We start from the raw sequence: 25,414 nt of genomic DNA, 5'->3' as shown, positions 1-25,414 counted from the left end.
GAATTCCTTTTCTAAATTTCCGTACTTTTGTAGACTGCGAGAAACTCCATCAGCAAATCAAAATGTTTACACTTCGAAAAATGACCCAAACGGCGGTGTTGCTGGCGGCTTTAACCCCGGCCCTTCGCGCACAGCCTTCTCCCGAAAAAGCCAAAATGAGTGAAAATCCGCTTTTGCAACCGTTCAAAACACCGCATGAGACGGTGCCGTTTGATCTGATTAAAAATGACCATTACCTGCCCGCTCTGAAAGAAGCCATGACGATGGGCCGGAAGGAAATCGACGCCATCGTGGCGAATCCGGCCGCGCCGACGTTTGAAAATACCGTGGTCGCGCTCGAAAATGCTGGTCGTATGGTCAACCGGGTGTCGTCGGTGCTGTTCAATCTGAACAGCGCGGAAACCAGCCCCGAATTGCAGAAAATTGTGCGGGAAGCCTCGCCCTTGCTGACGGAATACGGCAACGATATTTCCCTGAATGAGAAACTGTTCAATCGCATCAAAACCGTTTACGATCAACGCGATCAGTTGAAACTGGAAGGTGAAGACCGGATGTTGCTCGAAAAATCATACAAGGGTTTTGCCCGCAACGGCGCCAATCTGAAAACCGCCGATAAGGACAAATTCCGGGCCATCAACAAAGACCTGTCGCAGTTGTCGTTGCAGTTTGGCGAAAACGTGCTGAACGAAACGAACGAATACCTGATGGAAGTGACCGACGAAAAAGACCTGGCGGGTTTGCCGGACTTTGCGCGGGAAGCCGCCAAAGCCACGGCAACGCAGAAGGGAAAAACCGGCTGGGTGTTCACCTTGCAGGCGCCTAGCTACCAGCCTTTTATGCAGTATGCCGACAACCGGGAGTTGAGAAAGAAGCTGTTTATCGCCTATAACTCACGGGGTTTTCATAGCGATAAAAACGACAACCAGCAGATTATCGGCAAACTCGTCCAGCTTCGCTACGACCGCGCCAAGCTCCTGGGCTACCAGACACACGCCGATTTCATTCTGGAAGAAAGCATGGCGGGTTCGCCGGAGAAAGTGAAGCAGTTTCTGAGCGAACTGGCCGGTTATGCCAAACCCGTGGCCGAAAAGCAAATGGCCGAACTGACCAACTACGCGAAGCAGAACGGTTTCAAGGACGAACGACTGGAACGCTGGGATTACAACTACTATTCCGAAAAACTGAAAAAGGAAAAATACGCCCTCGATGATGAAATTCTGAAACCGTATTTCAAACTGGAAAACGTCATCGAAGGAGCCTTCACGATTGCCAACAAGCTGTACGGCCTGACGTTCAAGGAGCGGAAAGACGTGCCGACGTACAACCCCGAAGTAAAAACCTACGACGTTTTTGATCAGGACGGCAAGTTTCTGGCGGTTTTTTACGGCGATTACTTCCCGCGGGCGGGTAAACGCAGCGGGGCCTGGATGAACGATATTCAGGGGCAGAAAGTTGAAAACGGCGTGAATGTTCGTCCGCACATTGTCAACGTCTGCAACTTTACGCGTCCTACCGAAACCAAACCGTCGCTGCTGAATTTCAACGAAGTAACCACGCTTTTCCATGAGTTTGGGCATGGTTTGCACGGCATGTTGGCCAACAGCAAATACGAAAGTCTGTCGGGAACGAGCGTGTACCGCGATTTTGTGGAGCTGCCTTCGCAGGTGATGGAAAACTGGTGTTACGACCCGGAAGCGCTGAAACTGTTTGCCAAACACTACCAGACGGGCGAAGTGATCCCGAACGATTTGATCGAAAAAATCCGGGCGAGTCAGAACTTCATGGCCGGTATGGCCAACCTGACGCAGTTGCGCTACGGGCTGGTCGACATGTACTGGCACGGCGGTGCGCCGAAAGGGGAGACCGTCGAGCAGGTCGAATCCCACATCGACTCGCTGGTGAATCTGTTTCCAAAAGTACCAGGAACGGCTTTCAGTCCGGCATTCTCACACATCTTTGCCGGTGGGTATTCCGCCGGTTATTACAGCTACAAATGGTCGGAAGTACTGGATGCCGATGCGTTTGAGTTCTTCAAGGAAAAAGGACTGTCGAGCCGGGAAGTGGCCGACAAATTCCGCAAGAACGTTCTGGAAAAAGGGGGGACGGAAAAACCGATGGAGCTTTACAAGAAATTCCGGGGCCGTGAACCATCTCCGCAAGCCATGCTTCGCCGAAGCGGACTGACGCTTTAAAAAGGGTTATATCGCAGAGTTAATCAGAGGTTATCAGAGAAAAACTCCGCTTAACTCTGATGCCCTCTGATTAACTCTGCGATATAACTTCACTTATTCGCACTCAGCCGGTTAGAAGCCGCAATCAGCAACATCATCAGGCCGAAGCCCAGGAGTGGAAAAGCCGGAAGCCGGGCCGTGACCGTCGACAGCGAAACCTGGTCACGGGTTTTTACATAAATCGCCAGGGCCACGAAGGTGCCACAGAGGGCGATCGCCAGTAGCCCTTTGCCGGCATACAATTCCGGCCACAAAAAGGTGCCCGCCAATGCATCATACATGCCATAGAGAACGGCCATGCAGTCAATGGCAACGCCAAGTCTGAAAAGAGATTTCATAGGATTAATTGGGTTGGTTGGTGAACGGGCCGACAACCGCCGGAATGAACCAACAATTGTCTTCACGGTCGTTGAATAGCGGATTGAAATACCGGATTTGGTTACACTTTTGCTACCCGGAACCAATAACTGGCGGGTTTGAGTCCATAAGTTGCAGCAACCGGCAATAGCTGGTAGAAGACCTCCCAAACGGCTTTAACAAACTTTAACGGGCCTGACCGGCGTCAAGCGGGGTTTATTTTGTTAATTTTGGGGAAAATATACCGCTTACCCCAATGCAGACCATCAGAGGAACAGAATCTACAGTGCGTTCCGGGACGCCCCCGCAAGCATCCGGTTTTTCGTATAAACGCATCAACAACATAACCGGCTGGGTGCTTTTCGCCATCGCGCTGTTTACGTATGCGTCGACGGTCGAGCGGACGGCCAGCTTCTGGGACTGTGGCGAATTCATTGCCTGTGCCTATAAACTTCAGGTGCCTCACCCGCCGGGAGCGCCGTTTTTCCTGCTGACGGGCCGCGTTTTCTCGATGCTGGCCCTCGGCGATGTCACCCAGGTGGCCTACTGGATCAACATGATGTCCGTGCTGGCCAGTGCCTTCTCCATTCTGTTCCTGTTCTGGACGATCACCATGCTGGGTCGCAAACTGATCAACAAGCAATTCAATGAACTGACTCCGACCGAAATCTGGACGGTGATCGGTTCCGGTGCGGTTGGTGCCCTGGTCTATACATTTTCGGACACATTCTGGTTTTCTGCCGTTGAAGCCGAAGTATACGGGGTTTCTTCCTTTTTTACGGCCATTGTCGTCTGGGCGGCTTTCCGCTGGGAACTGATCGAAGACGAGGCTGCCGCCAACCGCTGGCTGATTTTCATCGCCTACCTGATCGGCCTTTCCATCGGCGTCCACTTGCTGAACCTCGTGACGCTGCCCGCCATGGCGTTGATTTACTACTTCAAAAAGAACCCGAAAGTGACACTTTGGGGTGGTGTTATTTCCTTCGGTGTCGGGATGGTCATTCTGGGCATCATCAACTCGGGTATCATTCCGGGACTTCCCACGGCGGCTTTTGCCGTTGAACGGTTTTTCGTCAACACGTTTGGAATGCCCTTTACGACCGGTATCATCATCTTCACGATTGTCTTTATAGGAGCACTGATCTACGGAATTATCTGGTCGGCGCGCAAAAACCGGCCCATTTTGAACACGGCTTTGCTGGGACTGGCATTCGTTTTGATTGGCTACGCGTCCTACATTCAGGTGCTGATCCGGTCGGATTTCAATACGCCGATCAACGAAAATAACCCGAGCGATGTGGTTAATTTCGTGTCGTACCTGAAACGGGAGCAATACGGGAATCGTTCGCTCAGCTACGGCCCGCTGTTTTTCTCGCGCCCCGTCGATCAGAAAAAAGGCGCTCCACAATACGAAAAGCGCGACGGCCAGTACAAAATCTTCGATTATGCGCCGGAATACATCTACGACAGCGACAAGCAAATGCTGTTTCCGCGGATTTACAGCAACCAGAATAATCACCCGCAACTGTATTCGCGCATGCTGAACATTCCGCTCGACGCACAGGGGCAACCCACGCGGAAAGTGACGATGGGGGATAACCTGCAATTCTTCTTTCAGTACCAGTTGGGGCACATGTACTGGCGTTATCTGATGTGGAATTTCGCCGGACGTGCCGGTGATCAGGAAGGGTCGGGTTATCTGCTGCCCTGGACGAGTGACGATGGTGTTCCGGATCTGATCAAAGACAACAAAGCCCGTGATAACTTCTACATGCTGCCGTTTTTGCTGGGCTTGTTCGGGATGGTCATTCAATATTTCCGCCGGCCAAAAGACCTGCTGATTGTGGGGATGCTGTTTTTCTTTACCGGGATTGCCTTGCAGATCTTCCTGAACTCTCCGCCTTCCGAACCGCGTGAACGGGATTACATTTACGTAGGCTCATTCTACTTCTTTGCCATCTGGATCGGTCTGGGGGTGGTTGCACTGGTAGACGGTTTGGCGGCCTATTTGAAGAGTGAAAAGATGCGTGTGGGGCTCGTCGCTGGTCTGTGTTTGCTGGTTCCGGTGATGATGGCGGCCAAAAGCTGGGATAACCACGACCGGTCAAACCGTTACCATTCGGTTGATTTTGCCAAAAACCTGTTGAATTCCTGCGCCCCGAACGCCATTCTGTTTGTGGGTGGTGATAATGACACGTTCCCCTTGTGGTATGCCCAGGAAGTCGAAGGTTTCCGGACCGACGTACGGGTTTGTAACCTGAGCTTGCTCGGTACCGAGTGGTACATTCAGCAAATGAAACGCAAAACGTACGAGTCTGAAGCGTTGCCAATTTCGCTGGAATTTGCCCAGTTCAACAAAGGGAAAAACGACGTGATTCCGTTCTATGAAATCCCGGCGGTGAAAAATGGCATCAACCTGAAAGAATACATCGGGTTGGTGAAACAGAACAACCAGGCAATTCAGGTGCCGCTGACAACCGGCGAAATGACCAATATTCTGCCGTCGCCGACGTTCTTCCTGCCGGTTGACAAGGCGGAGGTTCAGAAACTCGGTTTTGTGCCGGCAAATCTGCTGCCGATGGTGAAAGATACCGTGGTCTGGAATTATGGCAAACAGGATATCTACAAACCGGATCTGGTGATGCTCGACATCATTGCGACCAACAACTGGAAACGGCCGATCTATTTCTCTACTACGCTGGGGCAATCGAACTACCTGAATCTGAAGGATCACATGCAGTTGGAAGGGTATGCATTCCGGTTGATGCCGGTGCAGGTGCCGAGTGCAACGGACGGTTTTGTGAATTCCGACGTGATGTATACCAACATGATGAAGAAAACCTTCTGGCGGGAAATGAACAACCCGAATTCGTATTACGACGATACGTACCGTGGTTCACCGGTTATTTCGGCCCGGATTGCGTTCCTGCGGCTGGCCGATCAGTTGATGCGCGAGGGGAAAAATGCCCAGGCCAAAGAAGTGCTGAACCATTCGTTGCAGGTCATTCCCGACAAAAGCATTCCGTACGACCAGATTTCGACTAATTACATCCGGATTCTGCTGGAAGTAGGCGACCTGAAAACCGCCCAGGCCATTGCCGATGTGGTCGCAAACCGGGCCGACCAGAGTCTGACCTACATCAAGCAAACCGGTGGCGGCAGCGACGACGCCAACTTTGATCTGTACAACCTGCAAACCATCGTGAACGCGTTCCGCGAAACCAAAAACGAAGCGCTGGCGAAAAAATACGACGCGCTGTTCCAGAAGCATTTGAACGCGCTGGGATAACCCGGAGACAAGGGAGGTGAGAATAGAGAGTAAAGAATTTACAATTTGACTTTCAAATCTTTACTCTCAAGTCTCACCTCTCTTGTTTTCCACTGACATAAAAAATCCCGGCCAGTCTGGCCGGGATTTTTTATGTCAGTGGAAAAAGTCTTTCATTTTATCGAAGAACCCTTTTTCGTTCTTTCCCGGTTTGGGATGGAAGTTCGGCGAGTTTCGCAGTCGTTCCAGAATGCTGCGTTCTTCGGAACTGAGTGTTTTAGGCGTCCAGATGTTGATGTGGATGAGTTGATCACCACGCCCGTAGCCATTCAGCTCCTTGATGCCTTTGCCTTTCAGACGGAGGATTTTGCCGCCCTGCGTACCCGGTTCGAGGGTGATTCGGGCGCGACCGTCGATCGTTGGCACTTCCACGGAGGTTCCTAACGTGGCATCGACGAAGTTGACGTGCAAATCAAAAACCACATTGTTGCCGTCGCGTTTCAGGTTGTCATCTTCCTCTTCTTCCACCACAATCAGCAAATCACCGGCCACGCCCCCGCGCGGAGGAACGTTTCCTTTGCCGGTTACGGAAAGCTGAATGCCTTCGGCAACACCCGCCGGAATTTTGATGGGAATAACGTCTTCCTGCAACAGACGACCTTCGCCGAAACAGGTGTCACAACGGTCGGTGACCATTTTGCCTTCGCCATTACAGGTCGGGCAGGTGCTGGTCGAAACCATCTGACCCAGCATCGTATTGACCACTTTCCGAACCTGACCGGAACCGTTACAGGTGTTACAGGTGGTGACGGCGGTACCGTTTTTGGAACCGTTGCCACCACAGGTCGTACAGGAAACGTGGCGTTTTACCTTGATTTTTTTCTCGACACCGTTGGCGATTTCCTGCAGGTTCAGCTTCAGTTTAATCCGCAAATCCGAACCGCGCCGGACGCGCCGACCCTGCTGCTGACCACCCCGGCCGAAGAAACTGCCAAAGGGGCTGTCGTCGCCGAAAATATCGCCGAACTGCGAGAAAATGTCGTCCATCGACTGGCCACCACCGCCCGCGCCGTTCATGCCGGCATGGCCAAACTGATCATACCGTGCTTTTTTCTGCGGATCGCTCAGCACATCGTAGGCTTCGGCGGCTTCCTTGAATTTGTCTTCGGCGGTGGGATCGTCCGGATTTTTGTCGGGGTGGTGTTTGATCGCCATCTTCCGGTAGGCTTTTTTAACTTCTTCCGGCGAAGCGTTTTTGTCGACCCCTAATACTTCGTAATAATCTCGTTTCGTAGCCATGTATTGTTCGTTGAAAAACGAGTAGACTGAACGGGGAGGGGCGGAAAGCCGTCCTGTTCAGTCTACTCGTTCTAGCCTATCGTCATCGTTCAGGAGCCTAAAATCACTTTCGCAAACCGGATCACTTTATCATTCAGAAGGTATCCTTTTTCCGTTTCGTCCATGATTTTTCCTTTCAGATCATCGCTGGGAGCCGGAAACTGGGTAATGGCCTCGTGCAGATCCGGGTTGAAAACCTGGCCCAGCGAGTCCATCGGCTTCACGCCTTTGGATTCCAGAACTTTATAAAATTTATTGAAGATCAATTTCACCCCGGCTTTCAGCGCTTCGACATCCGATGTGTTTTCTGCCGATTTCAAGGCCCGTTCGAAATCGTCGAGAACCGGCAGCAACGCCACCAGCAACCCCTCGTTGGCGTTGGAGATCAGGTCGATTTTCTCCTTGGCCGTGCGCCGACGGAAATTTTCAAAATCGGCATACAGGCGGAGGTATTTATCCTTTAAATCAGTCAGTTCGACACTCACTTTATCGAATTCGGTAATCACCTGTTCGCCCGTTGCACCGGATTCGATGTCGTCCGACGTATTGTCAGTCGGAGCTTCCGAAACGACATTGGCTTCATGGGCGGTATTGTCAGGTTGCTGCTCTTCGGTATTCAAAGTTTCTTTATTTTCCATACGCTTGGTTGTATTTCGTCGCCACCACATAGTACCCAATAAAGTCGCAAATTAGTTGCCAATTTTTAGAATACTGACAAGATGGCATTTTTATTCGTGGGCCGGGCCTGTTAAATTTGACAGGAAACCCGGTAACGTGTCAGCTTCGGTACGGATAAAACCCCGGAATAGCGGCCTTGGGTTCAACCCGACTATGATTTCAGCGATCCAAAAACATACCCGCTTGCTCAAAGCCAAAGCGACTGAACTAGGCTTCGATTTCTGCGGAGTTTCCAACGCCGAATTCCTGGAAGAAGAAGCTCCGCGGCTGGAAGCGTGGCTCAACCGGCAGATGCACGGCAAGATGGGGTACATGGCCAATCACTTCGACAAACGGCTCGACCCCCGGCTTCTGGTGGACGGGGCGAAGTCGGTGGTGACGGTTTTGCTGAACTACTACCCCGAAAAAACCGTAGCGCAGGAAGAAGGCGGGTACAAAATCTCGAAATACGCCTACGGCACAGATTATCACTTTGTTATCAAGGAAAAGTTGGCGGAGTTACTGGCCTTTGTTCACGAGGAAATCGGCGACGTCAATGGGCGGTTTTTTGTCGATTCGGCCCCGGTGATGGACAAAGTCTGGGCCAAACGCAGCGGCCTGGGCTGGGTCGGTAAACACACCAACCTGATTACCCGCGATACGGGCAGTTTTGTCTTCATCGGTGAACTGATTCTGGATCTGGAACTGGTGGCCGATGGCCCCATCGCCGATTATTGCGGCACCTGCACCCGCTGCATCGACGCCTGCCCGACCGATGCCATTACCGATCCGTATGTTGTGGATGGCAGCAAGTGCATTTCCTATTTCACCATCGAACTGAAAGACGCCATCCCGGACGAGGTAAAAGGGAAATTTGAAAACTGGATTTTCGGCTGCGACATTTGCCAGGATGTTTGTCCCTGGAACCGGTTTTCCCGCCCCCACACGACCCCGGCGTTTGACCCCAATCCGGCTTTGGCGGAATTTACTAGGAGCGATTGGGAAGAAATCACCCAGGATATTTTTCAGGAGATTTTCCGTCGGTCGGCCGTTAAAAGAACGAAACTGGAAGGATTAAAACGGAATATTTCGTTTGTGAAAACGGGTGAGTAAGTTTGATAATTCTCCAGAATTATGAATAATTTGGCGTTTAATACCCTCTTAACCAATTACCGTAATGACCTATGTCGTAACCGTTTTATCCGTAACGCAGGTAACCCATGATGTCCGGTGTATCCGATTTCAAAAACCGGGAAATTATACGTTCGTACCCGGTCAGGCCACGGACGTCTCAATTAACAAGCCAGCCTGGAAAGAGGAGAAACGACCTTTTACCTTTACGTGCCTCAATACCGAACCTTACCTGGAATTCACCATCAAATCCTACAACGACCACGAGGGCGTTACCAAACAGATTGGATTGCTCCAGGAGGGCGATGAACTGATCATCGATGATCCGTGGGGAACCATTGAATACAAAGGTGAGGGCTATTTTATTGCGGGGGGGGCTGGCATAACGCCATTTATGGCCATTCTGCGGCAGCTTCACAAAGAGAACCGTCTCGGAAGCAACAAACTGTTCTTTTCCAATAAAACGCCCGCCGATATTATCTACGAAAAAGAACTGAAAGAAATGCTGGGCGATCAGGTGATTTTCGTCCTTACTCAACCGGAAGCCGGGAGCAATCATCCCAAACAACGCATTGACGAAACGTTTCTGAAAACACAGGTAGATCGGTTTGACAGCCATTTTTACATCTGTGGTCCGGACCCCATGATTCAGTCCATCGCCGGGATTTTGACTCAAAATGGAGCCGACCCGCAGGCCGTCGTATTCGAAAAGTGATTCTAGAAATATTCTTGTTTTCTTTTGAAATTCACATGGTTGTATTGAATTTTCAAAAATAAAAAGACGATCGATGGCTAGCGTTTTAACCGACACGAATCCTCAATCCGTGGTTTCGCCATGGACAAAATTCAGCAAAAGTGCCCTGAACTGGTCCAGCATCGTACTCGTGACGACAGGTTGGGTGAGTGCCGCAGATGTCAGTTACTTTAGCGGCAACGACAAGTTTAAAGTCTGCTGGTTTCGAATCACCGTTATATCGAGACGACCCGTCCAGTTGACCTGTTGCTGAATCGCGATCAGCCGACCGAGGTTGGGCGTCTCTTCCTGATTCGCCGTTCTGATCACGTCGCCGGGTTTCAGCCCCGAGGTTTCGAGCAGACTTCCTGTGGGAATGTTCACCACAATAACGCCTTTTTCGTCCGGCAAACCGAAGGCCGAGCGGTCGCCCAAACCGCGTATATTTCGGATCGAAGCGCCCAGCCAGGTCATTTCCTGCACCGAATCTTCAAACCGGCTGTCTAGTAAAATAGGGAGTTTAGGAGAACGGGCCAGAGCGCGCAAAGCCGGTTTTTGAACCCCAGATTGGTTCATCGGAAAATTCTGAAAGCCGGTTTTTAAAGCCGGACTGGTGGCGCTGACCTGATAATTCCCTTTTTCAGGCTGAACAAAAACCGGATCACCAGAAGCGCTGTGAAGGTCAGTCCCGTCCTTTTGCGCCTTTTGTAACGCAGGCTGATCCAGAAAAAGATTCGCATCCACTTCCTGGCCCCAGTCTTTGATGCCGATGGGCGCGTAAGGCCGCATGACGATGTTTTTCCGGAAGACGTCTCCGCTTTTGGCAAACCAGACGTGCGGGTGAAACGAGTTGTTAATCAGGATATTGTTTTCGGCGATGCGGTAAAAGCCTTCCCGGAATTTCAGACCGCCGTTCAGCAGAACGTTGTTGTAAATGTGGTAATTGCTGCTGCCGTCGTCCAGGTCAATGTCCCAGCCGTGGTCGCAGCGAAACCGGTTGTTGCGGATGATTGTGGTTTTCTGGGCATCCAGCCGAATGAGTTCCGGGTGAACGGCCACCAGACTGTCCATGGTCTGCCGGTTGGGGTGCCAGAACCGGTCGCGGCCCCAGGAATTGAACGCGCCATGATCGCCGGTTTCCAGAACCGTGTCGAAAACGTCGTTAAACTCCAGCAAATGACCGCCCCAGGTGCCATCGCCGATGTTGATCCCGGCGCGGGGAACCTGATAAATCGTGTTGTGCCGGACAATGATCCCGGACGCCATCGCAATTTCTACGCCCGCCGACTGTTTTTCGATCTGACCACTATCATGAATGAGATTATCAGCCGCCACGCATTCGGACGGAAACCGGTTATTTTTCGGCCCTGGTGTCAAATCCATCTGGCCGTACGGGACAAACTTTTCATACCGAAAAGCGGGAGAACGCACCGCCGATGAATCGCCCACGAAGCTGATGGCACTCGCTCCGATGTGGTGAAAATGACAACCTTCGACGGCCGATTTTCGGTTATAACGACTCAGCATCACCGCATTGCCACCCAAGTCGGCAAACTCGCAGTCTTCGATCCGGCAGTTTTCGGTATTCTCCAGATACACCGCAGCACCCCGGTACAGCATCCAGTCGCTCCGCAGCAGCGGCTCATACGGTTCCATAAACGTCCGTTCCGCATTCACAAACAGAATACCCTGAATGCGAACCTGTTGCAACGGTTTTTCCAGTGTTCCTCTTAATTCGATCAGGCTTTTCAGGTGAGAAACTGCCACGGTGGCGGTTTCGGGATTGACACCCGGGGGCGGAATCAGGTGGAGGAGTTGGGTCTTTTTGTCGAAAAACCATTCGCCGGGTGCGTCCAGTTCTTCGAAAATATTCTCGACAAACCGCTCGGTTTTGTGCAGCGGAGCGGGGCGGTTATTCTGCCAACCGCCTTCCTGTTGCAGTTGCCCGCCCGATTTTCCGGTAATCCGGTAATGAAAATCGCCCCATTCGCCCTGGTGGAGCGCATGAATAAAACCGCCTTCGGGCGACTTCCACCGGCTGATCCGTTGTGTACTCAGGGCGTCGGCAGCCGTACCGTTGAAGACCCTTGCTTTGGCGTCATCATTCGGATACCGCGCCAGAATCTGCTTTTTCCCGTTGAGAAACAATTGTTCGAAAGCCGGGCCGTCGACGCGCGCGGTCCAGGTCGTTGTACCGGTTTTCTGCCAGCGTAGCGCCAATTTCCGGCCACCGCTGATTTGCACCTTTTCATTCGAAAAAGCACTGATTGTCAGAATTTTCCCGTTCACGGTTTCCGGCCTGACGACCACGGTTTCGGCTAAATAATAACTGCCTTTCCGCAGAAAGATCTGAACGGTATTCCGGGGAGCGGTTTTTACTTTTTCCAACGCTTTCGATACCGTGGCCAACGGCAACGCGATCGTGCCGGGATTGGAATCTTTCCCCGACGGAGCGACGTAAAACCGGCTTTGCGCCCGAACCGTTAGCGTAATCAAGGAAAGAGAGAGCCAGATCCATTTGGTCATAAAGTATTGATTTGTAGTAAAAACCGCTGCCAGATTTTAGACATCAATCCACCGATTCCGGCCAGTACTGCGCCATTTTCCGGCGGAGAAACGCCACACTGCGCTCCAGTTGCGCCATGCCATCGACTCCGTCTTCGATGCTAATCCAGCCGTCGAAGCCAACGCCCTTCAAGATCGTAAAAATAGCATCATAATCATTCAGGCCCTTGCCGATTTCGCCGTGGCTCAACCGTTTGGCGTAGCCCACGGCACCGCCTTCTTCGTTGCGCAGGTCTTCGATGGTACCGGAAAGCAAAAACCGGTCGCTGGCGTGCATCGTCACCACGCGATCCGCCACGCGGGCCAGCAACTCCAGCGGTTCTTCACCTGCCAGAAAGGTGTTACTTGGATCATAATTCACACCAAAGTTCGGGTCATGAATGGCGTCGACCAACTGGCAAAACACATCCATTTTCTGCGCAAATTCCGGGTATTCCCAGAAATCGTCTTTGTAGTGGTTCTCGATGATGAGCGTAATGCCGCGTTCGCGGGCGTAGGGCAAACAGGCTTCGATGCACTCAGCCGCCAGTTTAACGCCCTCATCGATGGTGAGTTCGGGCCGACGCTGGCCGGAGAGAACACGGCAATACGAACCGCCCAGGGCGTAGGTCATATCGATCCAGCGTTTCTGTTTGGCAATTTCAGTGGCGCGAAACGCCGGATCGGGGTGCGTAAAATCCGGGGAGCAGCACATCATCGGAATCACCTTGCCGTGGCTTTCGACCTGCTGGCGAAACCGCGACCAGTTGGCTTCGTCGGCCATTTCGAGAAAACCGGCGTACCATTCCAGACCGTCGATGTCGAGCTGGACGGCGAGTTCAATCCATTCGGAAACCGTCATCGTGCCGTCTTTGCAGAGGGCTTGCATAAAAGCTTTGGGAAAAGCAGCGAGTTTGGGCATTTTAATAGTGGTTTAGAGTTAGGGTATTCGGTTTACGGTAGTCGGTAGCTGACGCATTTTTTAACTCGCGTCAGCTACCGAATACCGTAAGCCGAATACCCTAAACGGTTAATTTTTTGGCGGATTTCGTCCGATGAGCGGATGTTGTTCCAAATCAACGATTTGGCCGCTGATGGGTCCACTCTCGTCGGCCAGCCAGTAGACAGCCGCAGCCGCAATTTCGGCGGGCCACAGAATGCGACCGGAGGGTGCAAAAACCGGCGGGACGTCCTTGTACCAGTCGACGGGCAAACCCTGTTCGTGTTTGCGCCGGGCTTCATTTTCGGTCAGCACCCAGCCGGGGTTGATCTGATTCACCCGAACGCCGTCTTCCCGGTGGAGGGTGTCGCCGAGGTTGCGGGTCAGCGTCATCAGCGCGCCTTTCGACACGCTGTAGGCCATCAGATCCGGTTCTCCACTCCAGCCGTTGACCGAGCCAATGTTCAGCACACAGCCTTTTGATGGTTTCAGATACGGTAAAGCCGCCTGGATCAGGGCAAATGGAGCCAGCGTATTTACTTCCAGAATTTGCCGGAAAAACGCCAGACTTGTTGTATGAATATTGGAAGACGCGACCCAAGCCGCGTTGTTGACTACGGCATCCAGCCGCCCGAATGTTTGCACAGCCAGATTGACCAGTCTTTCCGCAACGCCTTCAGCGGCCAGGTCTTCAATGTACAGAACGGCGTTTTCAGGACCCAGTTCACGCACCACTTCCTGACCCAATTCGGACTCCAGACCGTGAATGACGACCCGGGCCCCTTCTTCGACGCAGCGTTTCGCAATGGCTTTCCCGATGCCCGTACAACTGCCGGTAACGATGATGACTTTCTCTTGTAAGCGCATTCTGAGAGGAAAGAGAGGAGAAGAAAGACAAGAGACTAAGCGAATCTGAAGAGATTTTAACGAATACGTTTTTTAGTCTCATTTCTCTTGTCTCATCTCTTTATTCTATTTTAAACTGGTTTCAAAACGCTTTTGATCACTTCGCCGTGGTGCATTTTTTCAAAGGCCTCGTGCCATTCGGTGATGGGCCAAACGCCACCGATGATCGGTTTGACGTCGAGCTGACCACTCGTCAGCAATGCCAGAACGCGTTCCCAGATCGGCCAGTTATGACTGAAACTGCCCTGAAGCGTGACGTTTTTCTGCACCAGCGCGTCGAGTGAAAAACCGAGTGGTTGAGGTCCCCAGCCCACTTTGGTGATGTGGCCGTTGGGGCGCACCAGTTGCAGCGCGATTTTGAGCGTAATACTGGCTCCGGCGGCATCGATAATGCAATCGGCTCCCAAACCGTCGCGTTTTTTAGCCCATTCGGTCGCATCGCCGATGATCGCTTCGCAGCCGTATTGCTGGGCGATTGCTAGACGATGACGATCCGCTTCCAGACCAACAACCGCCACTTCGGCTCCGCAAAGCCGCGCCATGGCGGCACACAAAATGCCGATGGTGCCCGGACCCAGCACAATGACGCGGTCGCCGGGTTTAATCCGCGAATTTTCGACCACGGCGTTGAAGGCCACGCAACACGGTTCGGTCAGACAGGCTTCTTCAAACGCCAGCGAGTCTGGCACGTGGTGAAGAATACGCATCGGCACGCGAACATATTTGGTCATGGCGCCATTGACGCCGTAGCCAAAGCCTTTGCGGGTGGGGTCCAGATTGTACAGACCCTGCCGTGTCATGGGGTTGTTGGGATCGATGATGGCGGCCGTTTCGCTCACGACGCGGTCGCCTTCTTTCCAGCCCACGACCCGGCTTCCCACTTCGACAATATGACCGCCAAATTCGTGACCAAGCACAACGGGATAGTTGACCGGCCAGCTATGGTCGGCGGTCCACTGGTGGAGATCACTGCCACAGACGCCGACGTTGGCGACTTCCAGCAACACATCGTCGTCACCAATGGTCGGTTTCGGAATTTCACGAATTTCAACCGAGCCTTTCTCGGGAGCAAAATTGACAACAGCAGCAGACTTCATTGATTTTGTGTGGTTCAAAGAACGGATATAATAATTTTTGAAACAGATTTAACACCCCAACCCCTGAAGGGGCTGGAGGCATTTTTTATCTTCCAACCACAACATCGCCATAGGCGTGGATCTTTTCGCAAATAAGCCGCAACGAGCTTTCCAGATCGCCATCGGCGGTTTTGAACGAATCGGCATCGATGGTCAGGGGCGCACCCAGAACGACCAGCGGAGCGCCAAATTCCGGACAACGAATGGCCTGTTCGAGCGAGAGTCCACCGACGGCCTGCACCGGAATCTTCACCGCCTGAACCACCTCGCGCAACTGGTCGAGCGGGCTGGGCATCCGGTGTCCCTGGGCGGCAATGCCCCGGCGTTCGTCGTAGCCGATGTGGTGAATGATGAAGTCGCATCCCAGGTCTTCGAGCCAACGTGCCCCTTCGATCATGTCCGGGCAAACCATGTTGTCGCCCATCACCTGTGCGCCAAAATCACGCCCGGCTTTCACGACGCATTTGATGGTTTCGGCATGCGCGCGGGCCATCACCACCACGTGCGTGGCTCCGGCCTTCGCCATCATCTCGACCTCCAGGTAGCCGCCGTCCATCGTTTTCAGATCGGCAACAATCGGAACATTCGGGAACGCTTCCCGTAATTTTCGGACACCGTGCAAGCCTTCCGCCAGAATGAGCGGGGTGCCGGCTTCGAGCCAATCTACCCCAGCGCGCATGGCCAGGGCAGCGGTTTCGAGGGCTTCATCGATGTTGGTGAGGTCGAGGGAAATTTGAACAATGGGTTTCATTAACGGAATTGAATGAAGGTTGTGTAAAACGGGAGCTACGTACCAATAGCATTTTTTTCTCCATGACTACTCATAATTTTGCAAAAAAGGCCACTATTCTATAAATAATTCCCTGCAAAATAGTCGGAATTGCAGACTAAGAAGTACTATACCTGTGCGCGGTTAAGCGGGTAGGGTAGGTTCACACCACATTTGAAAAAAAGAAGATCATGGCGTCGCATTCAACGTTACTTCAGAAATTAAAAAACGGGCATAACGTCTACGGTACCTGTATCACCTCCACGGCACCCATGTGGCCGGTTACGCTGCAACGCGCCGGTCTCGACTTCGTTTTTCTGGATACCGAACACATTCCGCTGGACCGCGCTGAACTGGCCCGTCTGTGTCAGATTTTCCGGGCCTATCACATTACGCCCATCGTCCGCATTCCGAAGCCCGATCCGTACCTGGCCTGTCAGGTGATCGATGGCGGGGCGGTGGGAGTGATTGCGCCGTATCTCGAATCGGTCGATCAGATTATCGATCTGGTGGGTGCCACGAAGTACCGACCCCTTAAAGGCGAACGACTGGCCCGGTTTCTGAGCGGAAAAGAGCAAATGCCCGACGACCTGAAGCAATACATCGACGCCCACAACGCCGGAAACATCTGCATTGCCAACATCGAAAGCGTTCCGGCACTGGAACGGCTGGACAGCCTGCTGTCGGTGCCGGGTCTGGATGCGGTTTTTATCGGTCCGCACGATTTGTCGGTCAGTCTGGGCATTCCCGAGCAGTATGATCACCCGGATTTTGAAGCGGCTGTGCGGAAAATTATCCAAACGACGCGGAATAAGGGCCTTTCCATTGGTATCCACTTTTCGCAGTCGCCGGAACGGCAGGTGTATTGGGTGAAGCAGGGCGTCAATATCATCGTGCATAGTTTCGACGTCGCGCTGTTTGGGCAGCGGTTGCGCCAAGATATTGGCACAATTAAAAAAGCCGTCGGCGACGATGCGACGACGGAGGACGGTTCTTCGCTCGTTATTTAAAAACGAGCGTGTTTTTTTAATTAATGCATTCGCTTTTTGCCCCTCTAGGGGATTGAGGGGCAAAAGTGAGCGTCCTACATCAGTAAATTCCGGGTTTACAAACCTTATTAACGTATGATGGATCAGATCAAATGGGGAATTATCGGTTGCGGTAATGTGACCGAAGTCAAAAGCGGCCCGGCTTTTAATAAAGTGCCCAATTCGTCGCTGGTGGCGGTGATGCGGAGAGACGGCGAACTGGCCGCCGATTACGCCATGCGCCACGGCGTGCCACGCTGGTACGACGATGTAGATGACCTGATCAACGACCCGGAGGTCAACGCCATTTACATCGCCACGCCCCCGGATGTTCACACCGATTACGCCATTCGCGCCATGCGGACGGGTAAACCGGTTTACATCGAAAAACCGATGGCCCGGAACTGGGAAGAATGCGACGCCATCAATCAGATGGGGCAGGAGACCGGTTTACCGGTATTTGTCGCCTTTTACCGCCGGTCGTTGCCCTACTTTCTGAAGGTGAAAGAACTGATCGATCAGAAGGTGATTGGCGACATCCGGCTGGTTAACATTCAGTTGCACTGGCAGCCGTATGCGGAAGAAGTGGGGCCGGATGCAAAACCCCGCTGGCGGGTTTTTCCGGAAATCTCCGGTGGAGGCCATTTCCACGATTTGGCGTCGCACCAGTTCGATTTTCTGGAATTTGCCTTAGGACCGGTCAAAACCGCCCGTGGAATGGCCCGGAATCAGGCCGGACTCTACAACGCCGACGACATTGTAATTGCCAATTTCGAATTTGAATCCGGCGTTCTCGGCACCGGAAGCTGGTGTTATACCGTGAACAAAGAACAGCGCATCGACGAAGCGCAACTGATTGGCTCTGAGGGGAAAATTACGTTTCATTTCTTCGAGAAATTTACCATCAAGGTCGAAACGGCAGCCGGGGTGGAGGAATATAATCTACCCTATCCGCCCCACGTTCAACAGCCCCTGATCGAGACCATTGTTCAGCAATTGCGGGGCGAAGGCCAGTCGCCGAGTTCGGGCGAAACCGGAGCGCGGGCCAATTTGATTATGGATTGGATTACAGCGAAATAATCAGGCAAAACATTCCGCATCGGCGATTTTAAGGGCTTCGGAGATAATCGCCAATCCGTCGTTAATCTGCTCGCGGGTCACACAAAGGGGAGGAGCCAGGAAGACGAGATTCCACCGCACGAAGGTGTAGAGGCCCAGTTCGCGCAATTTGGCGGCTACTTTGTTCATGACGACCATTTCGGACGGCTTGGCGTTAAACGGAGCCATCGGTTCTTTGGTAATACGGTTTTTGACGAGTTCCAGGCAACCCAGCAAGCCGGTATTCCGGAAGTCGCCAATGGAAACGTGTTTTAATTTCATCTCTGCGACGCGTTCCTCGATGTATTTTCCCATCGCAACGGTGTTCTCGATGAGGTGATCGTCTTCATAAATTTTGATCACCTCTAGCGCAGCCGCGCACGGAACCGGGTGGGCGGAATAGGTGAGTCCCAGGGGCAGCATCGCATCGTCGTAGCGGGCGGCAATTTTGTCGGAAACCATCAGCACACCCAGCGGCAAATACCCAGCAGTCACGCCTTTGGCCAGCGCCATCAGATCCGGAACGACGCCGGCATGATCGACGCCAAACCATTTTCCGGTGCGGCCAAAACCGCTCATGACTTCGTCGATAATCAGCAGAATACCGTATTGATCGCAGATTTTTCGGACTTCAACCAGATAACCGTCCGGATATTTCAGACAGCCGGAGGTGCCCGATTCGCCTTCCAGCATGATCGCGGCAATGTTGTCGGGACCTTCGTAGGCAATGATGCGTTCCAGTTGCGCCACCGATTCGGGCAGCAGCGTTTCCGGTGCGTGGGGCCAGCGGTAGGCATTCGGAATGTCGATGTGAACAAAATTCGGGGCCTGCTGCGAATCGACCGGTAGTTTCCGGGGATCACCGCCCGCCGAAAAGACCCCGTAGGAAGCGCCGTGAAACGATTGATAGCGGGTCAGAATCTTGTGCCGACCGGTATATAAACGAGCCAGTTTGATGGCATTTTCGTTGGCCGTGGCTCCGCAAACCGTAAAAAAAGCTTTGTTCAAATCGCCGGGACAAATTTCGGCCAGTTTTTTACCCAACTCCCCCCGCACTTTGGTCACACAACTGGGTGTAACGTAACTCACCTGTTGCATTTGGCGAACCACAGCTTCCGTAACCCGCTGATTCCCATGGCCAATGTTGACATTCATCAAGCCGGATGAAAAATCAAGAAACCGGGTTCCGTCGTGGTCATAAAGATAAACCCCCTCGCCCCGCTCAATGCTCAGGGGACTAAGTCCTTTTTGTTTCGACCACGAAAAGAGGGTATAATCAAAGTTGTTCCGGAGAATTTCGTCTCTTTCCTCCTGCGAAACGGTGGCGAAATCTGCGATCATGAGGGGTATGGATTTACAGGGGAAATGATCAGTTAACTCATCCAGTTGACGCCTGCTTCGGCGTTCCACTTGGTGGTGATTTTTTTGAGTTTGGTCCAGAATTCAATCGAGCTTTTGCCGGTAATGTCCAGCGCGCCAAACTTCGATTCGTTCCAGCCGCCGAACGAAAACGGTTCGCGCGGAACCGGCACCCCGATATTGATGCCCACCATGCCGGTGCTGGCTCTTTCGGCCACATACCGGGCGGCACTACCGTTTTGGGTAAAAACGCCGGTAGCATTTCCGTACGGATTGCTGTTTTCAATGGTCAGGGCTTCCGATACGGTTTGGGTGCGGACAATCGCCAGAACCGGCCCGAAAACCTCTTCCCGGGCAATGGCCATATCCGCCGTTACGTTGTCGATGATCGTGGGGCCGACATAATAACCGTCTTCTTTCCCGGAAACAACGGTATTTCTACCGTCGACCCGTATACGAGCGCCTAGTTTTTCGGCTTCCGTGATGTAGTTTTCGATTCGGTCTTTGGACTGCTGGCTGATAACCGCGCCCAGATTCTGGCCCGGAATCACTTTCTGCGCTTCTTCGCAAATCTGGTCGACAATGTGGTCGACTTCGCCAACGCCGAGCATGATGGAAGCCGCCATGCACCGCTGGCCGCAGCAACCCGTTACGGAAGCCACGATGTTGGATGCCGTCATGTCCAGAACGGCATCGGGCAACACGATCAGGTGGTTTTTGGCACCGCCCAGCGCCAGCACGCGTTTCAGATTGGCCGTGCCGCGGGTGTAAACCAGTTTGGCCACTTTGGTCGAGCCGACGAAGGAAATGGCCGCAATATCCGGGTGATCGCAAATCGCTTCCACGATGGTTTTATCGCCGTTGACGACGTTGAAAACGCCATCGGGCAAACCGGCTTCTTTCAGCAGGGCGGCAATCCGCATGACACTCAGCGGTACCTGCTCCGACGGTTTGATCACCATCGTATTCCCCAATACCAGCGCGTTCGGAATCGTCCAATGAGGCACCATGCTCGGGAAGTTGAACGGAACGATGCTGGCGACGACACCCAGCGGATACCGTTCGCTGTGGCACTCGACGCCCCGGCTGACTTCCAGCACTTCACCGCCGATCATCTGGGGCAATGAACAGGCAAACTCGGTCAGCTCGATGCTCTTGTCAATTTCGGCCCGGGCTTCGATCAACGTTTTTCCCCCTTCTTCACAGATCAGTTCGGAAAGCGCACGGCTGTTTTTCTTCAGCAAATTCATGTACTCGTAAAACACCTGAACGCGCTCCTTGATCGGGATGGCCGACCAGAGTGGAAAGGCGGTTTTGGCCGCCTGCACGGCTTTATCAAGGGTTTCGGCAGTACTCAGCGGAACCGTGGAGAGCAGCGAGCCGTCCAGCGGTGAAATCACTTCCAGATACGGGTCATCAGGGAAATCGACAAAGTGTCCATTGATGAATTGCTGCACTTTCGGATATTTTAACGTGAGCGTATCCATGCTTTCCAGAACGGTTAAGGGGCAGAAAAGTCTACAACAGTAAATATTACAACTAATTAAAGAATAAAGCAAAATTCCGGCCAGATATGACTAACGAGGTAAGAGCATAGAAATAAGAGGTGAGAATAAAAAGTGTCAACAATTGACTCCTTATTCTCACTTCTCTTGTCTCAACGGTCCGCCGTCACGGTTCTGTGTTCTATTCGCCTTACTTTACCCGGAAAAGCCGGTGGGCCGTGTACGTTTGTCCAAACTGATCCGTGGTCCGGACCGTCATCCGGTGGGTTCCCGCTGGCAGGTTTTTTGGCAGGACGCCCCGCCAGATGTGATTGGATAGCTCCGGTTCGTCCATTTTCCAGCCCAGAAACTTTTCAACTTTGGTGCCGTCAACGGTGGCGTCGAGGTAAGGGTCTAACTGGTGCATGGCCCCAACGGCGGGGTCGCGCGCGGGGGTAAATGCCAGGGGAATCCAGTTGGTTTGTCCGGCAAGTTGCATCTCCACCTTCGAGCGGGACGATCCGGCAAACACATTGACAACGACGTGGGTCGTATCCCAGGCGGATTGGGCTTGCTCTTCCGGTAGGTAGATATTCATCTGGTAATCAGCCGGTCGGCGGGCGGCTTTAAACCGGATGGAATACTGATTGCCGTCAAAGGTCAGCAGGGAATAGCCGTTGGGTGCGCCGTCGTTCATGGTCGCGTGCGGGATTCCCGTTTCGTCTTTGATTCCCGCCCACCAGCTTCCGCAAACCGTCGCGTTGATGAAATGGTGGTGCGGTTTGGCACCCGTCCAGCCCCATTTTTCATCCACGAAAAGGTGCGCCATCGTGTGCGTATGACCGGAAATGGAAAAGAGATGGGGGCGGTTTTCGATGATCTTAAACAGCTCCTTGCGGTTGTCGCAAATCACAATCGGCGCGTGCATCACCAGCACCACCAGCTTGTTTTCCGGTACATGGGAAAGATAATTGCGGACAAAATCGAACTGCGATTCGACAAAGTGCGCCTTGTACTTCCCATCCGCATTGAAATAGATGTTTTTCAGGACGATAAACGCCACCTGAGCGTACTCGAAGGCGTAGGAACTTGGGCCATAAAACCGCTCGAACGTTTCGTCGCTAAACCGGTCGTCGGTGGCACCCCGGTTGAAATCGTGGTTGCCGAAGGTCGTATACCAGGGGATTCCGATGTGGGCAATACCAGCATTGATCGGGGCAAACAGATTCGGGTCGTCAGCGACGATATCACCGAGGGAAAGGCCAAATTTCGCCGACGTGCCGATGCATTCTTCCACCACATCGTGCAGGACATAGTTCACTTCGGTCATGCCCCGGGCCTGCGGATCACCGAACAACAGGGCCGAAAACTGCTTTTCTTCTTTCTGCGACCAGAGCGGAAAATCGATGGATTTCGGCAATGGCCCGGTGGGGGCGACGCCTTCTGTCTGGGTGGCCGGCGAACCATTGGGTTTATGCAGATACGCGTGCTGCGGAATCTGATCGCCATTGATCGGAACACCAAAACCGGCGGGTTTGATGACGAAAAAACCAGTGTCGTCGCCAGTCGCAAGGTTCCATTTGCCAGACTTGTCTGTTGTGGTAACTTCCCTACCATTCGATACACAGACGTTGGCTAGTCCCGGTTCGTTTTTGTCGCGGATGCGGTTTTTGTTGAGGTCTTTGTACACCGTTCCGGTGGCGGTGGTTTGGGCGTTGACAAATTGCGTCAGCAGTAGCAAAAGGGCGGAAACCGTCAGGATAGAGTTCATGCATTAAGATAATTAATGGGCTACCAAAAAACGCTAACAGACACCTGTAAGGTCTTGAAGACCTTGCAGGTGTGATTCTATCGGGATCACCAGACACCACCAAAAACCTGTAGATCTTCAAGACCTTACAGGTTTTGTATCATTACTTCCGAATGAGCCAGATTTCCGTCACCTGCGAACCGCGCTCACCTTCTCCACAGGTCCAGATAAACGTTACTTTTCCGTCTGACAAAGCCGCTTGTGGCAAATCAAATTCGTAGATTGGTTGCTCGCCGGTTTGAATAAAATCGTGGATCACCGATCCGTCGTCCGTCGTCAGTTTCATGCGGGAGCGAAACCGGCCGGTGTAGGCAATCCGCATTCGGTAAGAAGCCGTCGGGTCGAGCTCGTCATAAGCAATTTTCAACGGCTGGTCATACAATGTCTTGGCCTGTTTCATCCAGACCCGGGGTGTAATCTGTCCTTTAAAACCCGTTGCCTTGATTTCATCCACCCATTCGACCCCGACCAATCCCACGCCGAACCCAATCCGGGGCGATTTCAAACTGCCGGGGTCGGCTTCCCAGCTTAGGCCCGAAACCACCCGGTGCCAACTTTCCGGAGCGCCCAGGTGGTCATAGAAACCGCCGGGGCCGGGGTCGGTGCGGTGCAGCATTTCCTTGATTTTCAGAAATCTTGCGTTCTCGTCGGACAGTTTCTCAATCTTCGCCATCTGATCCAGTAGCCAGGGCGAGTCGTTGAGGGGGATGTCGATGTTGTCGATGAAATTCCCGCGTCCCGACATCGCACCGTGCTTTTCCATCGTCAACTGCGCACCGATCGACTTGAAAAGGGAGTCGGCCAGGGCAAAGCATTTTGTTCGGTATTCCGGCAGAATACGGTTTTTCCAGGCTTTTTCCAGAATCTCGTTCGCCCGCTTGATGGCTGGTAAAGAACCGCTCGTTTCGGCACCAGCCAAAGCATCCCGCGCCTGTTGTTCCAGTTCCGTTTCGTACAAAAGTCGTCGTTTCGTGTAGGCATCGTAGTAAGCCCGAATCTGGCCCATCTGAAACCGGGGGTTCTGCAAAACAGGAAGTGGAGCCTGCTTTTCCAACGCCTGCCACTGCATCAGTGTCTGGTAAACAGCCTGATTGGTGAGCAAATTACCCCGCCAGTTTTGTTCCAGCGAAAGCAGCCCCTGCGCAACGGTTTCGGTAAAGTCCGGACCCATAAACAGACGGGCGTAATCGCGCAGGGTTTCGATGACCGGCGTTTCGGGATTCCAGTCCTGATCGCTCCAGACAAACTTGTTGACGTCGTCGTTGGTACCTTCCGAGTAGCTGATACTGCCCGCGCCAAATTCGTCGAGCGCATTGTGAATGGCTTTTTCGTCGTGGGGTCGCGGGTTGATGCTCTCGCGGCCACTGGTCATCGACCACGCCAGATCCCAGTGCGGCACCGGGTACTGCGAACTGTAGTTGTGGGTGATGTCGGGGTAATGCCGGATCGGGATCGACGGTTTTACCACCTTTCGGATTTCCTGCACGGTCATCTTCACCCAAGGCCCAAAAACCACCCCGCCGAACCAGGAATAGTCTTTGTTGACGTGCTTGAAAAAGGCGTCGAACCAGGCTTGTGTAGGCCGGAACACTTGCGGAGAAACCCAGATTTTGGCTTTGGGATGGTATTTAGTCAACACAGCCGCTTCTTTTTCGAGCCAGGCAAACAGCACGTCCGGCTCGAGATCGCCGGGATCACCGCCCGGTACAAACACCGCATCGAGCTTCGGAACGGTGGCGAAAATTTCATGCCGTTCGTTCAGTTCCTTCTGAATGGAGTCAGGATGGACGTAATCTTTGCCCAGGTTTGGGTACCACATCCAGACATCCAGGCCGTATTCCCGGCAAATCCGGGACTGTTCGGCGATCATTTTAATGGCTGGCAATTTCATGTGCCGACTCGTAAAATCGTCGTCCGTTCGTGGGGGCAGAATTTCGATGCTATTGGCTCCAAACAACGCCAGGTCCCGGATGTACTGATCAAATTGAGCCACCGAAAAAGCATCGTAGGCATTCGTTTTCGGCCGATACCCGAGTTGATGTCCCCGAATCGGATATTTCGGGCTGGTCGCAATCGACGCTTCACCGGAAATCGTGATTTTGCCGGGCCGCATGTCCAGTTTGCGCAACAACCGCCCCACGCCATACAGCAAGCCCCGTGCATCATGCCCCACAATCAGGACGGTATTGTTGCTTTCCTCAATCACCAATTTAAAACCTTCGCTTCGGGTAGCGGGCATCCTGCTCGCGGCCGAACGAAGCGGTTCCGGAAGTGCGGCCAGCTCTTTTTCGGTGGTTACATAGATGGCTGCTTGTCCAGCTTTGGGGATTTTCTTTACGACGGACCACTGAATTTGACTCCGTTTTCCCACTTCCTGTTGCAGGATTTCCAGGCTTCGGAGCAGCACTCTGGGGTCTTTTACCGGACAGTAAATCTGCGCTTTGGTGAGGTCGATGGGGTCTGCTTTGGCCGGAATGGATAGTAGGCCGGAAACCGTGAGCAGGATGAAAAAGAAGAATATCCACGTACGCATGTGATTCATTCAAAGGGTTAGGAAATAAGCATTGTAAAGGTAGATTCTTCGTCATCTTCCACTACCAAAAGCGTTTAAACGGTTGTCACTTT

General features: G+C 52.8%; 18 protein-coding genes. 6 read left to right on the top strand and 12 right to left on the bottom strand.

Going from position 1 to position 25,414, the window contains the following annotated elements:
* The first annotated feature begins 62 nt into the window (after positions 1–62).
* Positions 63–2,192 carry a M3 family metallopeptidase gene (locus ACS5NO_RS27350; RefSeq protein ID WP_439418075.1) on the top strand — a complete coding sequence of 710 codons (2,130 nt, stop codon included), beginning with the start codon at positions 63–65 and terminating at the stop codon, positions 2,190–2,192.
* 89 nt (positions 2,193–2,281) lie between these two features.
* Here ACS5NO_RS27350 and ACS5NO_RS27345 read toward each other — a convergent pair whose 3' ends face one another.
* Entirely contained in the window at positions 2,282–2,569 is a 288-nt protein-coding gene (locus ACS5NO_RS27345; RefSeq protein ID WP_439418074.1) for a hypothetical protein, read from the bottom strand.
* A gap of 275 nt (positions 2,570–2,844) precedes the next feature.
* On the opposite strand from ACS5NO_RS27345, the gene ACS5NO_RS27340 reads away from it, so the two are divergent.
* The gene (locus tag ACS5NO_RS27340) at positions 2,845–5,877 is read left to right on the top strand and encodes a glycosyltransferase family 117 protein (protein ID WP_439418073.1); all 3,033 of its coding nucleotides are present in this window, start codon (positions 2,845–2,847) and stop codon (positions 5,875–5,877) included.
* Positions 5,878–6,012: 135 nt separating this feature from the next.
* Here ACS5NO_RS27340 and dnaJ read toward each other — a convergent pair whose 3' ends face one another.
* Positions 6,013–7,155: a molecular chaperone DnaJ gene (gene dnaJ / locus ACS5NO_RS27335; protein ID WP_138992256.1), complete on the bottom strand. Its 1,143-nt coding sequence runs from the start codon at positions 7,153–7,155 to the stop codon at positions 6,013–6,015.
* A gap of 89 nt (positions 7,156–7,244) precedes the next feature.
* Entirely contained in the window at positions 7,245–7,832 is a 588-nt protein-coding gene (locus ACS5NO_RS27330) for a nucleotide exchange factor GrpE (RefSeq protein ID WP_439418072.1), read from the bottom strand.
* Positions 7,833–8,025: 193 nt separating this feature from the next.
* On the opposite strand from ACS5NO_RS27330, the gene queG reads away from it, so the two are divergent.
* On the top strand, positions 8,026–8,964 hold the full coding sequence (queG, locus tag ACS5NO_RS27325) for a tRNA epoxyqueuosine(34) reductase QueG (protein WP_439418071.1): 939 nt from the start codon (positions 8,026–8,028) through the stop codon (positions 8,962–8,964).
* A 64-nt stretch (positions 8,965–9,028) separates the two neighbouring features.
* Complete coding sequence (locus tag ACS5NO_RS27320; protein WP_439418070.1) at positions 9,029–9,697, top strand: FAD-binding oxidoreductase; 669 nt, start codon at positions 9,029–9,031, stop codon at positions 9,695–9,697.
* 204 nt (positions 9,698–9,901) lie between these two features.
* On the opposite strand, the gene ACS5NO_RS27315 is transcribed toward ACS5NO_RS27320, so the two are convergent.
* From ACS5NO_RS27315 to ACS5NO_RS27295, 5 genes are all read right to left on the bottom strand, one after another.
* Positions 9,902–12,241, bottom strand: coding sequence for a right-handed parallel beta-helix repeat-containing protein (locus tag ACS5NO_RS27315; protein ID WP_439418069.1), 2,340 nt, complete (start codon positions 12,239–12,241; stop codon positions 9,902–9,904).
* Positions 12,242–12,284: 43 nt separating this feature from the next.
* Positions 12,285–13,181: a sugar phosphate isomerase/epimerase family protein gene (locus ACS5NO_RS27310; protein ID WP_439418068.1), complete on the bottom strand. Its 897-nt coding sequence runs from the start codon at positions 13,179–13,181 to the stop codon at positions 12,285–12,287.
* A 108-nt stretch (positions 13,182–13,289) separates the two neighbouring features.
* Entirely contained in the window at positions 13,290–14,066 is a 777-nt protein-coding gene (locus ACS5NO_RS27305) for an SDR family NAD(P)-dependent oxidoreductase (protein WP_439418067.1), read from the bottom strand.
* Positions 14,067–14,176: 110 nt separating this feature from the next.
* Positions 14,177–15,202, bottom strand: coding sequence for a zinc-binding dehydrogenase (locus ACS5NO_RS27300; protein WP_439418066.1), 1,026 nt, complete (start codon positions 15,200–15,202; stop codon positions 14,177–14,179).
* Between the two features lie 85 nt (positions 15,203–15,287).
* Positions 15,288–15,992: an orotidine 5'-phosphate decarboxylase / HUMPS family protein gene (locus tag ACS5NO_RS27295; protein WP_114407856.1), complete on the bottom strand. Its 705-nt coding sequence runs from the start codon at positions 15,990–15,992 to the stop codon at positions 15,288–15,290.
* A gap of 209 nt (positions 15,993–16,201) precedes the next feature.
* Between ACS5NO_RS27295 and ACS5NO_RS27290 the strand changes: the two genes are divergently transcribed.
* Both ACS5NO_RS27290 and ACS5NO_RS27285 read left to right on the top strand, forming a co-directional pair.
* On the top strand, positions 16,202–17,020 hold the full coding sequence (locus ACS5NO_RS27290; RefSeq protein WP_439418065.1) for an HpcH/HpaI aldolase family protein: 819 nt from the start codon (positions 16,202–16,204) through the stop codon (positions 17,018–17,020).
* A gap of 117 nt (positions 17,021–17,137) precedes the next feature.
* Positions 17,138–18,118, top strand: coding sequence for a Gfo/Idh/MocA family protein (locus tag ACS5NO_RS27285; RefSeq protein ID WP_138992466.1), 981 nt, complete (start codon positions 17,138–17,140; stop codon positions 18,116–18,118).
* Here ACS5NO_RS27285 and ACS5NO_RS27280 read toward each other — a convergent pair whose 3' ends face one another.
* The 4 genes from ACS5NO_RS27280 to ACS5NO_RS27265 all read right to left on the bottom strand — a co-directional run bounded on the left by ACS5NO_RS27280 (position 18,119) and on the right by ACS5NO_RS27265 (position 25,322).
* A complete protein-coding gene (locus ACS5NO_RS27280) occupies positions 18,119–19,477 on the bottom strand; it encodes an aminotransferase class III-fold pyridoxal phosphate-dependent enzyme (RefSeq protein ID WP_439418064.1) in 1,359 nt (452 codons plus the stop codon).
* 32 nt (positions 19,478–19,509) lie between these two features.
* Positions 19,510–20,982: a CoA-acylating methylmalonate-semialdehyde dehydrogenase gene (locus tag ACS5NO_RS27275; RefSeq protein WP_439418063.1), complete on the bottom strand. Its 1,473-nt coding sequence runs from the start codon at positions 20,980–20,982 to the stop codon at positions 19,510–19,512.
* A gap of 208 nt (positions 20,983–21,190) precedes the next feature.
* Positions 21,191–22,750 (bottom strand): calcineurin-like phosphoesterase C-terminal domain-containing protein, encoded by a 1,560-nt coding sequence (locus ACS5NO_RS27270; RefSeq protein ID WP_439418062.1) that lies wholly within the window; start codon positions 22,748–22,750, stop codon positions 21,191–21,193.
* Between the two features lie 142 nt (positions 22,751–22,892).
* Positions 22,893–25,322 (bottom strand): hypothetical protein, encoded by a 2,430-nt coding sequence (locus tag ACS5NO_RS27265; RefSeq protein ID WP_439418061.1) that lies wholly within the window; start codon positions 25,320–25,322, stop codon positions 22,893–22,895.
* Positions 25,323–25,414: the final 92 nt, after the last annotated feature.

Origin of the sequence: Larkinella fluvii, from assembly GCF_051857545.1 — a bacterium.
Classification (GTDB): domain Bacteria; phylum Bacteroidota; class Bacteroidia; order Cytophagales; family Spirosomataceae; genus Larkinella.
The sequence above is the reverse complement of the archived record's forward strand: the minus strand, read 5'-3'. Positions and strand labels throughout refer to the sequence as shown.